Raw genomic sequence first — 12,683 nt, 5'->3', positions numbered from 1 at the left:
AGCCGAAAGACTGGTGGACAGGATCCTTGAGTCAAAGAAGGTATTCGTAGCCGGCGCCGGCAGGTCCGGGTTCATGGCCAAATCGTTCGTCATGCGAATGATGCATATGGGGCTGGACGCCTATGTTGTAGGTGAAACGGTGACCCCGAGCCTGGAAAAAGAGGACATACTCATCATCGGTTCAGGTTCCGGGGAGACCACAAGCCTGGTGGCCATGGCAGAAAAGGCGACAAGCATAGGGGCAGCCACGGCCCTGGCGACGATTGCCCCTGAGTCAACGATTGGCAGATTGAGCGACTTTACCATTAAACTTCCGGCCAAGCCCAAGGCGGGAGCAGACAGTGATTATAATACGATACAGCCGATGGGCTCATTGTTCGAACAAAGCCTCCTTGTATTCTACGATGCCATCGTACTGAGGCTGATGGATAAGAAGGGATTGGAATCCGGGGTCATGTACGGAAGACATGCCAATCTGGAGTAGAAAAAAAGCCAAGTCAACAGATGTGATAATGTCCTGTAATAAAAGAAGCTAAGCTTTGCAATACATGCTTGGCTTCTTTTGATAGATCTTATTGTTAACCTGAATAAGCCAGTTTCGTTACTAAGGATTCAGATACATTTCAAAACGCTTATATAATCAATGCAGGGCAGTAATTTTTCACAGAATCATGCACCTTCAAATGCAGTGTGAATAAATGTACAACTGTTTATAACCTATTTCCTCTGTCATTATTCTTTTACTTGTTGTTTTTCACAATATTGTCATATGAGTGAGGCAGAACAAAACCTAAAAAGGAATTGTGTTTATAAAATCCCATACAAGTGGAGAATGTAATTGTAATATTGAGTTTGATTTGATGAACTCAGTATCAAATTGGCAATTAGAAGGAGATTGAGAAAATGGGGACTATTGTATGTCGACACTGTGATTCCATAATTGAACATTTTGAGGATGAAAAAGTAATTGTGCAATATTCAGAATGTGTACGTTGTTCGGAAGATATGACAGATGAACATGATCATTAAATACATGCACGGTGGAATTTTCTTGCAAAGAAACCCGATGTCGATATGAAGTCGGGTTTTTGCACACCAATTAATTCGGTTAAATTCCCCAATATTTCGTCGTTATTGTAAATCGGCCAAAAAATAGCTTTTGCCCTTGGATTCAAATGAGAGGTTCTCTTCCCTGTCAGATACGGTAAGAATATCAGTCCTCCAATCCCGGATGGTACGGTTTTAGCACTTTCACAGACTGGTTTAAAATTGAGGAATCGATGCTGTTTCCTTAAACCATTTTAAGACGCACTAAGGCATTGCACCCATCCATAGCCAAGTGCCAGGTTAAAGTTACAAAAAGTATTGGTATTTTAGTGACAAATTATATATAGCCTCCTGTACTTATTGTTGAAGTGGCTAAACCTGGGCTGATCTCGTTCAATTCGTTATTATTAAACCTTTTCTTGGGTTGTCAGTTATTCATAAGGCAATCTCATGTTATTTTACAATTTTATGGACCTCATATATTAATACCTTATATTACTACTCATTATCCATGCCCTTTAATATATTTCTGAACTCAGTTTGATACTCATCTGAATTAATAATTCCTTTATCAATCAGTAAATTGACAATGGCAATAATACTGGACGCTGTAACTCTGGAATCAATAAGCTCCTTTATAATTTCTGCAACATCTTTATTTAATTCTCCTTGATTTGTCATTATTACACTCCTCCCTTCTCCTTTATTTCGACATAATATAAGTCAATTCCTACTTTTGTCCCTGATGATTATGCCTAATTATGAAGTTAAAAAAGAATTTTCCGTAACTCTCCGCCTTCCTATCACCACTATGTCGCTTTTGCATTATGATTCTTTCAAATTATAAAAAAGTTATGAAAGGGCTTTCATTTCGGAGTTCCTTAAAACATATAAGATATGTTTCAAAACTATATATTAATAAAAAAACAGTATATAGAAGTGAACTTTTTATAACGGCAATCAGGTTTAAAATGCGACGTTAAATGTATCTGAGTCCGAATGCTCATAGATGAAACCAAAATTTCAATTCATAAACGGTGGATCTGCATCCTATTATTTCTTCATAACTCTTTCGATCGTTAAGAGAACTTCATTTAAAACTTCCAGGTCACCATCTTGTATCCTGTCTAAAACGCAGCCCTTTAGATGACCTTCCAATAGCAGTTTCGAAACCCCATTCAAGGCTGATTGAGCGGCTGATATTTGGGTAATGATGTCATCACAATACGTATCTTTTTCAATTAGACCCTTAATTCCGCGAATTTGACCTTCAATACGGTTCAGTCTCGTCACTAAATTCTTTTTTACGTGTATTGAATGATGACTTTTCCGGTCGGAACTTTCACTTTGTAATTCCTCTTGTGAACAATAAAGATCAACCTTCATAAAATCCTCCCCCTTTTTCTTATAATACAATAACCTTCAATAATTTGGAAACATCGAATTAACAAATAGTTTAATTTGTCTTAATACCATTACAAAACGAGATCAATTGATCATGGATAGAATTAAGGAATGTGAAGAGCACAATGACATAAACGGGAAGTTTTGGGTTCCGATCACTATAGGGGAGGTAATATCAAAAGTCGACAGCATTTTTTGCGCTATTAACATCTCTATTAAACTATATAACTTGTTTATACAAAAATATGAATAACGCGAACAAGAACAACCTAATACTTCAAAGACATGATCAATTACATTCCATACTATCCCAACACTGTGCATTATACAGAGTGCTGGGATACTTTAAAATTACTTTCCACACCATTCGGTATGAAAAATGCCTTGCTGATCGATGCGCTGGTAAGTGTGAGCACCGAAGTAATCGCGTTGTGCTTGCAGCAGGTTTGCCGGTAACTTTTCTGCGCGATAGCTATCATAGTAGGCTAATGCGCTCGAGAATGCCGGTACTGGAATTCCTCGCTCAATTGCCACAATGATTACATGGCGCAATGCATATTGATAGCTTTCTATGATTTCTTTAAAATATGAGTCGATCAATAAGTTTTGTAAGTAGGTACACGGTCATAAGCGTCTTTTATTTTTTGTAAGAATTGCGCACGAATAATACAGCCACCACGAAAAATCATCGCAATATCTCCGTAGCGAAGGTCCCAGTTGTATTCTTCAGATGCAGCCCGCATTTGCGCAAAACCTTGGGCGTATGAACATATTTTACTCATGTACAAAGCTCTGCGAACTGCTTCAATCAATTCTTCTTTGTTACCTTCGAAGGCTCTGTCGTGCGGCCCCCTTAAGATTTTACTTGCCTTGACTCTCTCTTCTTTCATCGCAGAAATATAACGGGCAAATACCGATTCTGTAATAATGGGAAGAGGAACTCCTAAGTCCAATGCACTTTTACTTGTCCACTTACCTGTCCCCTTTTGTCCTGCTGTGTCTAAAATCAAGTCAACTAGTGGTTTTCCAGTTGCTTCATCCACCTTCGAGAAGATATCTGCTGTAATTTCTATCAAATAACTGTCTAATTCACCTTTGTTCCATTCTGCAAACACTTCATGAAGTTCGTATGCACTTAGGCAAAGTGTATGCTTCATTATAAAATAAGCTTCCGAAATCAACTGCATATCCCCGTACTCGATTCCGTTGTGCACCATTTTCACATAATGTCCGGCACCATTAGGACCGATGTATGTACAACAAGGTTCTCCGTCCACTTTTGCTGAGATTGCTTCTAGAATTGGCTTTACCATCGTGTACGCTTCTTCCTCGCCACCCGGCATAATTGAAGGGCCTGTCAATGCCCCTTCTTCCCCACCTGAAACACCCGTGCCAATAAAATGAATGCCAGTGGTAATTAATTCTTTATTACGCCTAATTGTGTCGTCGAAAAATGTATTTCCACCATCGATTAAAATATCTCCTCTATCAAGATGAGGTTTCAACAAATCAATCGTTGAATCTGTTGGTGCCCCTGCTTTCACCATTAACAAAATCTTGCGAGGTCTTTCCAATGAATTAACAAAATCTTCGATGCTATTTGTGCCAACAATCCTTCTTCCTTCTCCTTCTTTTGCTAAGAACTCATCCGTTTTGTCGGAGGAACGGTTGTACACAGAAACAGAATAACCGCGACTTTCAATATTCAATGCAAGGTTCTTTCCCATAACTGCTAAACCGATTACACCGATTTGTTGTTTTGTCATATAACCCGCCCCTTCGAGATGTCAATTATACTCCCTAAACTTTATTACGCGTCCATTGTCGCCTATTGCGAATACTTTAAACAAATGGGCATTTCACCAACAGTACTATTTGGTTACGATCAACTCGTCCTCAAAAAATGTATTCCCTCCGTTGAGCCATGCTTTTTTCAAGGAAACGCTTAATAAACTAATCGTTAAATCTTCTCAAGTTCCTTTTTCCCTTTTTCAAATCCGGGCTTGCCGAGTATGGCAAACATATTCTTCTTGTAAGCCTCGACTCCCGGCTGGTCAAACGGGTTTACACCCATGAGGTAGGCGCTAACGGCGCAGGCCTTTTCGAAAAAGTAGACCAGCTCGCCAAAGGTATATTCATTCATTTCATCCAGTGTCACAACCGTATTGGGCACGCCTCCCTCCACATGGGCCAATATGGTTCCCTGAAAGGCACTTTTGTTTACTTCGTCCATCGTCTTACCGACCAGGAAATTTAACCCGTCAATATTTTCCGGATCTCCCCCAATCGTCATTTCCACTTTTGGTTTGGTAACCTGAAGCACGGTTTCCAACAGGTTGCGCTGCCCTTCCTGTACATATTGCCCCATCGAATGCAAATCCGTCGTGAAGTCCAATGATGCAGGAAAGAGGCCTTTTTGGTCCTTCCCCTCGCTTTCGCCAAACAACTGCTTCCACCATTCGGATACATAGTGTAGGGATGGTTCATAATTCACAAGCAATTCCACTGTTTTCCCTTTTCCATATAGGACATTTCGTACGGCCGCATACTGATAGCACTCATTCGACAGCACATCCGGGTTGTCGTATTTATGGTAGGCTGCCTTGGCTCCCTCCATTATCTGATCTATATCCAGCCCGGCCGCCGCCATCGGCAAGAGGCCGACTGAAGTCAGTACCGAGTAGCGCCCTCCTATGTCATCCGGAATCACAAAGGTTTCATACCCTTCCCTGTCGGCAAGCTGCTTTAAGGAACCCTTCGCTTGATCGGTGGTGACGAAAATGCGCTCCCTTGCCCCGTCTTTCCCATACTTCTTTTCCAGAAGCTCCCGGAAAATGCGGAAGGCAATCGCTGGCTCCGTTGTCGTCCCGGACTTGGAGATAACGTTCACGGCGATATCCTTGCCGTCCAGCAGCTGCAATAGGTGGGAGACATAGGTGGAACTGATGTTTTGTCCGGCGAAATAGACCTGTGTCCTTCCGTCCATCTGGTTATGGAAAGTATGGGCCAATGCTTCGATGCCCGCCCTTGCGCCTAGATAGGATCCGCCGATGCCAATCACGATCAAGGCATCCGAGTGGCTTCGAATCCTCCCGGCCGCTTGTTTGACACGTACAAATTCACCTTCAACAAAACGGATCGGCCAATCTACCCAACCGAGAAAGTCGGAACCTGGACCTTTTTTCTCATGAAGCCGGTTATGGGCCACATGTACGAAATCGGCCAGCTGGTCCACTTCACTTTTTTTCATAAATGACAAGGCATTCGAGTAATCAAAAGAGATCGACATATGACATTTTCCCTTCTTTATAGTAAGTGCATTTATTTGTTCCAGTGTTGGTTCCTTTTTTTCAATGAATGTCTAGTCCGCTAGTTATTGACTTGTTTTCTTGAGGTCATGCGAAAATATACTCAAATAAATAATCACAGGTTCTTTTTCATAAAACCCGGTGTATTGGTGTCGATATTAAGCTGGCCACCTTTATTGGCTTTTGTAATAAAAATAAACTTTGAAGAAACATAGTAGCAAATTCCCGTTACAAAGTATGTTGGGATACCGGCAGTAACATAGTAGAAAAGATAACTTGGCTCATCCAACCAAGGATTATACATATACCAATAGAAAACGGTCCCAACAAACATGCTTAACGCTGCTGAAGGATTAATACCATGCCAGTATTTATATATTCCATTTGTGTTGTAAAGATCACGTACTGATATGGTCTGTTTCTTAACAAAGAAGAAATCTGAAACAACAATACCACCTAATACTGACATGATAAATGAAATGAATAATATAAAAATATTATAAGAATCATAAAAAGCTGGAGTAAGGACTAATAATATTACAGGTATGTTGGTACCCATAGCAATCGCCCATTTCTGTTTGGGGAATACCGTTTTAAAGCTGATGGCTTGGGAATACATGAAGAAGATGGCCGCAGTCACATTTCCTAATATTAGAAGTCCTAAGCCCAGCACCGCAAGGGCTGTACCGCCGATTTCCAGCATCCAGTCTGTTGGATTTAAAGATCCAGTGAGCAAAGTCATAAAAACGGCTAAAACAGCTGCAATGCATAATCCTATGCCATAGCTTAGGAATCCCCCGTTAAATGCACCTTTTTCAGTTTTGCCGAGACGGCTGTATTGTCCTAAATATGGCAGCCAAGAAAATGCAAGACCGACATTTAGCTCGATCGCCGTTGAAAATGATCTTCTGACAGTTTCATATGGTTCTGCAGGCTGTAGACTAAAGACCTTATCCAATCCTTGTACAAATAAAACCACTCCAAGTAGGACCAAAATAAGTACAAGCATGGCGGGAGCGCCAATCCAGTTGAAATACTTAATGACGACAGGACCTTTTGCAGTGATAAAAAGACAGAGAAGAATCAACGAAACTGAAAAAAAAGGAACCCCGAAACTGTTTACTGTGAATATATTATCTGTATGGAACATTCTTAATATCTCAACAATTGCTTGACCAGACATATACATCGTAAAAGCCGTATATCCTAAAGTCGTTACGGCAAACAACACCCAGAGGAAATTCGATCCAAGATAGCCCAGAGAACTTCTAAACCCGACAAATGTATCCACCCCATATCTAGCGAAATAAACGGCAATCGGGGCAATTAATAACATCGGAATTGCATTTCCAAATAAAATGGCACCGATGGAATCTTTAGCATCTAACATTATGCCTGTGTATCCCCCGGTAAGCAGGCTGAAACAAGACAAGCCTGTTCCTAGTTGAATAAGCAAAAGACTCCAAAACCCTAAAACTCTATCACTTTTTTGTGCAGGCAAAAACCCAAATGCAACCTCTTTTGAGATAGATGAATCATTACTACTCATAAAATCCCTCCTTAAGAAAGCGCTTTAATTTTATAAAAAAGTTATTCCCTTAGTTCCTCAATGCTGATATCTGAGAAATCAAAGATTATAAGTTTTACTTTTGGCGTTTTAATTCCATATCAGGTAGATCAAATAAAGACTGATAGCAAAAACTAAAAATAACGGAACTGAAAAATCCAATAAGGTTATTCTTTTAACCTCCGATTCCTGCCCTTCAAATTCCTCAATGCGCGTGTTTAAATCAGCATATAATTGCTTGATAAATGAATCTTCTGAACGTGTATTTCTTAAAATTACATCGTCTGTAACTCTCGAATCATACTCTGCTGGTTCTATTACACCAACATGTTCTCTCATTTCTAACACATCATCTTGTGCTTTCTTTTCCAAGACAATAACTTTAGTATTCATATTTTTCACACTCCATCATATAATTGTAAGTTAGGAAATGAATACCCCTGACACTTCACCGTTATACCGATAGTCATGTTGGGAAGTTAATAAGATTAAACCCTTCACAATAACCATTATGTGTTCAAAAATAATTTTCGTTCATACTACATATCCGGCGTCCCCCCTTGTTTATTTGCTACCGAACTTTTCATTAAACTTCTGAACTACCATGATCCCCCGGATCTCAATTACTCGAAATTGTAGATTAATCCTATAATTGCATAAACGGGTAAACAAAGCCTAGTTGGTTTTCCCAATTATCGAGACAAGTGAAAATTCCAGAAAAACTCATTACGTAGATCTGATCAGAGACTGCTTTCTTTTAGGCGTCACCACATTATTTCTGTCTACACAGGCAGCTGAGCAAGTCCAAAAGGTGCAAATTGTATAGGTTCCTCCCGCTTCATCATTAGAAACACTGAAAAAGCAAAGTTTGGTAGAAGGGGGCCCCAGAACTTTGCTCCAAAATTTTTTTCGATTTAAAGACTTTTTCCTATTACATATACAAGATTTTATAAAATGGAGTTATCAACACTGATATGCGCGGTCATATAAACTCCTTATCTTTTTATTCAAACCAAGGAACTTCAATCAGGGTTTTACCAATCCACTCACGCAAGATTTCATTAGTAGGACCCATGATCGCCCCGGCCCGACCGTCGCGCAAGAATTTTTCCACTTGACCTGTCAGATAGCCTCTGCCGCCTGATACTTGCAGTGCCTGGTTGGTTACCTGGATAACAATATCAGCGGCATGGGTTTTTAGTTGCCATAGTGGATAAAGGCATTCCGATAGTGCACGCCCATTTTGAATGGTATTGTCCATGCCCTCCGCTGTTCGGTACAACATGGCTCTAGCGCTATCTACCAAAATTTGAGCCTTGGCCAGTTCGTGACGTATGACCTGATATCCTGCAACAGATTTCCCTGTATCTGCGTGAACCTTTTTCTTGGCACCATCAATCGCAGCGTTAAGCGCTCCTTGAGCAATACCGGTCCAGCAAGCAGCAGTTCCTAACAAAAACAGGGGATCGATTGTATTATCATTATAATAATTCATACCACCCTCACTACCAAGGCGGTCCTCTTTAGGAACGAACACATCTTTGAATTTCATCGGACCACTGGAGTTACCACGCAGACCCATGGCTGAAAATGGAAAGGATTCAACCCCTTCCTGATTATTATTCACCAGTAAAAACATTAACTTATCCGACTCAACGCTGTTCGGAAAAGATGTGGCAACAACATACCAATCTGCTTCCCCAGCACTTGTGACAAATGATTTATCTGCATTCAACAAATAGCCGTCCCCATGCCGCGGAGCTTCACTGACTACGTTCCAAAAATGGCTTCCTGTTGCCGGTTCACTGAATGCCAATCCACCGATTTCTCCCTTCAGCACACCTGGGATATATCGCTGTCGCTGTTGATCGGTTCCTGCTGTATACAGTGTTTGTACCGCTGCAGTGTGCATCACCCAGCACATCGTTGAAGAAGCACAATATTGGGCAAAACTTTGAGATAAAATTGCGAACCCTGTAAAGCCAGCTCCAAGCCCGCCATCATCAGCTGGAATGGTCACTGCAGCAAATCCAGCATCCGCAATTTTTCTTAAACTCTCACGGGGATAACAGCTCTGCTGATCAGAAGTGGAGGCCCGGGGCAGTAACTCATTTTTTCCGAGCAAATGAGCCGTTTCTTGAAGTTTTTCATAACCTGGGGGAACCTTCCACCAACTTGGAATCTGCATGACTCCTTCTTCTAAAACAATGTTATTGACTGTCATATTCATCACTCTCCATTAGTTTTTTAGTCATAAGTTCAGATATAAGAAGGGAACGCGAAGCACTTCCTAAGCACTTCAAGCGTCCCCCTGTTTCTCCCCAAAGCACAGAAGCTATGAACAAATTTGATGATTAACTAAATTTTCCCTTACATAAATGAAGGTTCTGGCGCTCTGTGTCCAGTATAGATTGCATCTCCATCACTCTCACCGTCAAATACAACGGTTGTAGTAGGAGTGAAAAGGAAAACATCGCCCTTTTCTGCTGTATACTTTTTTCCTTGATCGTCACGTACAACAATCTTTCCATTGATGATGACCTTTATTTCCAAAAATGTGTAGGTGAATTCAAATTCTTCCCCAGGCTGCATGGAGAAGTAACCCATTTGTAATGGTCTTTCATCTGAACACACGGGGACATCAATGATCTGGCTTTTAAGTTTCGGTACTCCCAACAAATCATTTAATTCTTTCTTTTTGTACGTGCCAGCTTTAATCAATTGCACCCCTGGTTTTACATGTAAATAATTAAACTCTGTTTTTGTAACAGTTTGTTCACTCATCTTCTTCACTCCCAATTAATAGTATTAATTAGGAAGGATTAGGAATTATCCTTCCTAATTGGTGTCCCATCGCCTTCGCAAACAAGCTTGTTTCCATAAAATCTCATGCCGTTCAATATATTCCCTTTTACATAAACGAAGGTTCTGGCAACCTGTGTCCGGTATAGATGGCGTCTCCATCGCTCTCTTTATCAAAAATTACTGTCGTGTCCGGGGTAAATATTAAAACATCGCCCGCTTCGGCTACATGTCTTTTTCCTTGATCGTCACGGACAATGATTTTCCCATTGACAACGACCTTCACTTCCAGGTATGTGTACGTGAATTCGAAATCTTCTGATGGCTGCATGGAGAAGTATCCCAAAGATATTGCGTTTTCTGTTGAAGAAACCGGTACATCAATGATTTGGCTCTTAAGTTTTGGAATTCCCAAAAGATCATTTAATTCTTTCTTTTTGTACGTGCCGGCTTTAATCACCTGCACGCCCGGCTTTTGACTTAAATAATAGTATTGCGTCTGTGTCGCCGTCTTCTTGCTCATCTTCTTCACTCCTATTTTTTAGTTTCCTACATCTTTCTCAAGCGCTTTCATTTTCTGAAGTGTTGTGCCGGTTTCTTGATTTAAAAGGTACAGAAAACAAACTTGATATTGTAGGACAATTTTATAATCACATAAAAAACGAGCAAAACATACTTGATTTTCCCAATTATCGGGATGACCCTATTTTTTGAATTGAGAACCGACAATTATAATTTTGTTACATAGGATCTAGCTATGGCAAGGCACAATAGTGACAGTGCAGATATGCCGATTATCGCTAGATAGGGTGCAGAAGCGAATCCCCAAAACTCGCTCATTTCTGGCATAAAGATCACCTTCTTTCCTGGTTTAATGTCATTAAATTATTCCTGTGTCACGCATCCGCTGTTCACCAAAACTTGTAAGTGCAAACTTAAATAAAATCTTTCCCTCACCGAAGTGTTCACCCTCGTCTATTTTTTCTTCAATGGTTTCGATTAGTGCACCTGAAAACAAATCGGTTAATGTAACACGAACATTGCCCTTTGCATAATCTCCAGCCAATTGATATTCAGTCAGAATTTTGTCTGCTATGTTATAATCCCATATCCCGTTTTTTTGGCCATTGGAGTTTTCACGAACTATTTGCAGTATTCTCCCTTTCATATGCATCTTAGGCATTTTCGATGGCCTCCTCACTACTTTTATTATCTGAAGGAACTGAGCGGATAACCTCCAAGACATCTCGCTTTTCGGTATACATGACAAACCCACCTATAATGACAACCAAAGCTCCTAACACAAAATTCCACTTTGGCATAGTAAGAGTGAAAATGCTTATGAATACGATAGAAAATAAACCGTATAAATCCCCGATTGCCTGGCCTCTTCCAACACCAATCAAAGGAAAAGATTTATACCATGAAACATAACAAAAACCAAAAGTAATACCAGCTAGCAGCAACCAGATTATTGGCAATAGAGTCATTGTTTGTGAAATTATTGTCAGAATGGGGGCATCTACTAAAAGGATAAAAGCTGGCAGAATTACAGCTACCCACCAGAAAACTTCACCTGTAAATCTGAGAGTTAATCCTACATCAGGGTCCGTGACATCCAGTGCTCTCCCAGCAATTGCGCCTTCAACGCCCCATCCCACAGCAGCCATTAAGCCTCCTACGTATCCTAACCAAGCCCCTGAACTGCCTTTAATTTCTTCTAAAATACCTGGAGCAAATACGACTACCCCGCCAGCCATTATCATTGCAATGCCTAAAATGGCCCTTCGTGTGATCTTTTCGTCGTACCATTTGAACGCTAATATGGAGCCTACAATCGGATACATCAGTGCTGCAACTGCCGCAAAAATGCCACCAACATAACCGATCGCTAAAAAGCTTCCAAAAATCGCCATTGGCCCCCCGAATATGGCAGCCCAGAAGTACCATTTAGTAATGTTTCTAAACTGTACAATAGTTCGACCGTAATCCTTCCATTTACCAAGTACACCAATCCAGACAAACATGAATAATAGAACTGATACTGCATTTAAAGCCGTAATGACTGCCGCCGCCGTCAAGTACTGAATATTTGAATCCAAGGCCATGGAAACATAGGGAAACTCATACCATATTGATGATCCTGGCACATACCATGCTCCCCATAATATTGCCGCCCATAAAGCCCACATAAATCCCCAACGCACCGTCTTTTCTTTGTATTTATTTCTTGCAGCTTCCACTGACTTCATAAAACCCCTCCTAACTGTATTCTGGTACACACAACAATTTCAGCATCCCACTTTACTGTGTAATGATTGATTTGAAACAATAGAAGTTTGCCTTAACCGACATTTATTCGCTCATATTCTTCCCTCCAATACCTTTTGGTTGGTGTTTGTCTTAATGCTTTTTTAATCTCTTACAGGAGTAGCACAATCCTATAATTAAAAAGAAAAAAAGCCTACCCCATTTTCTCAATTATCGAGATTCAACCAAATTTTCATAAACTAACAGGAGTATCTTCAAATCACGGGGTGCAAAAAAGTAGATAA

Annotated in this window: 12 protein-coding genes and 1 pseudogene; 2 read left to right on the top strand and 11 right to left on the bottom strand. The window is 40.5% G+C overall.

Going from position 1 to position 12,683, the window contains the following annotated elements; translation table 11 throughout:
* Both hxlB and CU635_RS12305 read left to right on the top strand, forming a co-directional pair.
* The coding region (gene hxlB, locus CU635_RS12310) for a 6-phospho-3-hexuloisomerase (RefSeq protein WP_101577675.1) at nucleotides 1-484 on the top strand (484 nt) is incomplete at its 5' end.
* 419 nt (nucleotides 485-903) lie between these two features.
* Nucleotides 904-1,029, top strand: coding sequence for a GapA-binding peptide SR1P (locus CU635_RS12305; protein ID WP_101577673.1), 126 nt, complete (start codon nucleotides 904-906; stop codon nucleotides 1,027-1,029).
* A gap of 516 nt (nucleotides 1,030-1,545) precedes the next feature.
* On the opposite strand, the gene CU635_RS12300 is transcribed toward CU635_RS12305, so the two are convergent.
* From CU635_RS12300 to CU635_RS12250, 11 genes and pseudogenes are all read right to left on the bottom strand, one after another.
* Entirely contained in the window at nucleotides 1,546-1,728 is a 183-nt protein-coding gene (locus CU635_RS12300; protein ID WP_101577672.1) for a hypothetical protein, read from the bottom strand.
* A 372-nt stretch (nucleotides 1,729-2,100) separates the two neighbouring features.
* Nucleotides 2,101-2,433 carry a metal-sensitive transcriptional regulator gene (locus tag CU635_RS12295; RefSeq protein ID WP_101577671.1) on the bottom strand — a complete coding sequence of 111 codons (333 nt, stop codon included), beginning with the start codon at nucleotides 2,431-2,433 and terminating at the stop codon, nucleotides 2,101-2,103.
* 369 nt (nucleotides 2,434-2,802) lie between these two features.
* Nucleotides 2,803-4,217: pseudogene (gene gndA / locus CU635_RS12290) on the bottom strand (NADP-dependent phosphogluconate dehydrogenase).
* A 194-nt stretch (nucleotides 4,218-4,411) separates the two neighbouring features.
* A complete protein-coding gene (locus CU635_RS12285) occupies nucleotides 4,412-5,740 on the bottom strand; it encodes a glucose-6-phosphate isomerase (RefSeq protein WP_101577670.1) in 1,329 nt (442 codons plus the stop codon).
* Nucleotides 5,741-5,874: 134 nt separating this feature from the next.
* Nucleotides 5,875-7,308 (bottom strand): purine-cytosine permease family protein, encoded by a 1,434-nt coding sequence (locus CU635_RS12280; RefSeq protein WP_101577669.1) that lies wholly within the window; start codon nucleotides 7,306-7,308, stop codon nucleotides 5,875-5,877.
* 108 nt (nucleotides 7,309-7,416) lie between these two features.
* On the bottom strand, nucleotides 7,417-7,719 hold the full coding sequence (locus tag CU635_RS12275) for a hypothetical protein (protein ID WP_101577668.1): 303 nt from the start codon (nucleotides 7,717-7,719) through the stop codon (nucleotides 7,417-7,419).
* A gap of 610 nt (nucleotides 7,720-8,329) precedes the next feature.
* A complete protein-coding gene (locus CU635_RS12270) occupies nucleotides 8,330-9,550 on the bottom strand; it encodes an acyl-CoA dehydrogenase family protein (protein ID WP_101577667.1) in 1,221 nt (406 codons plus the stop codon).
* Between the two features lie 146 nt (nucleotides 9,551-9,696).
* Nucleotides 9,697-10,110, bottom strand: coding sequence for a cupin domain-containing protein (locus CU635_RS12265; RefSeq protein WP_101577666.1), 414 nt, complete (start codon nucleotides 10,108-10,110; stop codon nucleotides 9,697-9,699).
* 127 nt (nucleotides 10,111-10,237) lie between these two features.
* Nucleotides 10,238-10,651, bottom strand: coding sequence for a cupin domain-containing protein (locus CU635_RS12260; RefSeq protein WP_101577665.1), 414 nt, complete (start codon nucleotides 10,649-10,651; stop codon nucleotides 10,238-10,240).
* Between the two features lie 357 nt (nucleotides 10,652-11,008).
* Nucleotides 11,009-11,311, bottom strand: coding sequence for a hypothetical protein (locus CU635_RS12255; RefSeq protein WP_101577664.1), 303 nt, complete (start codon nucleotides 11,309-11,311; stop codon nucleotides 11,009-11,011).
* Complete coding sequence (locus tag CU635_RS12250; RefSeq protein WP_101577663.1) at nucleotides 11,304-12,380, bottom strand: DMT family transporter; 1,077 nt, start codon at nucleotides 12,378-12,380, stop codon at nucleotides 11,304-11,306. Before CU635_RS12250 ends, CU635_RS12255 begins: the two co-directional genes overlap by 8 nt.
* Nucleotides 12,381-12,683 lie beyond the last annotated feature (303 nt).

Source organism: Bacillus canaveralius, from assembly GCF_002860125.1.
In the GTDB taxonomy this organism is placed as follows: Bacteria; Bacillota; Bacilli; order Bacillales; family Cytobacillaceae; genus Bacillus_BJ; species Bacillus_BJ canaveralius.
Note: the sequence above shows the minus strand (reverse complement) of the source record. Positions and strands in the feature narration are given on the sequence as shown.

Bases quoted from the DNA above. Each gene is read 5' to 3' on its own strand.
- CU635_RS12305 (WP_101577673.1), top strand. From the start codon at position 904: ATGGGGACTATTGTATGTCGACACTGTGATTCCATAATTGAACATTTT.
- CU635_RS12300 (WP_101577672.1), bottom strand. From the start codon at position 1,728: ATGACAAATCAAGGAGAATTAAATAAAGATGTTGCAGAAATTATAAAG.
- CU635_RS12295 (WP_101577671.1), bottom strand. From the start codon at position 2,433: ATGAAGGTTGATCTTTATTGTTCACAAGAGGAATTACAAAGTGAAAGT.
- CU635_RS12285 (WP_101577670.1), bottom strand. From the start codon at position 5,740: ATGTCGATCTCTTTTGATTACTCGAATGCCTTGTCATTTATGAAAAAA.
- CU635_RS12280 (WP_101577669.1), bottom strand. From the start codon at position 7,308: ATGAGTAGTAATGATTCATCTATCTCAAAAGAGGTTGCATTTGGGTTT.
- CU635_RS12275 (WP_101577668.1), bottom strand. From the start codon at position 7,719: ATGAATACTAAAGTTATTGTCTTGGAAAAGAAAGCACAAGATGATGTG.
- CU635_RS12270 (WP_101577667.1), bottom strand. From the start codon at position 9,550: ATGACAGTCAATAACATTGTTTTAGAAGAAGGAGTCATGCAGATTCCA.
- CU635_RS12265 (WP_101577666.1), bottom strand. From the start codon at position 10,110: ATGAGTGAACAAACTGTTACAAAAACAGAGTTTAATTATTTACATGTA.
- CU635_RS12260 (WP_101577665.1), bottom strand. From the start codon at position 10,651: ATGAGCAAGAAGACGGCGACACAGACGCAATACTATTATTTAAGTCAA.
- CU635_RS12255 (WP_101577664.1), bottom strand. From the start codon at position 11,311: ATGCCTAAGATGCATATGAAAGGGAGAATACTGCAAATAGTTCGTGAA.
- CU635_RS12250 (WP_101577663.1), bottom strand. From the start codon at position 12,380: ATGAAGTCAGTGGAAGCTGCAAGAAATAAATACAAAGAAAAGACGGTG.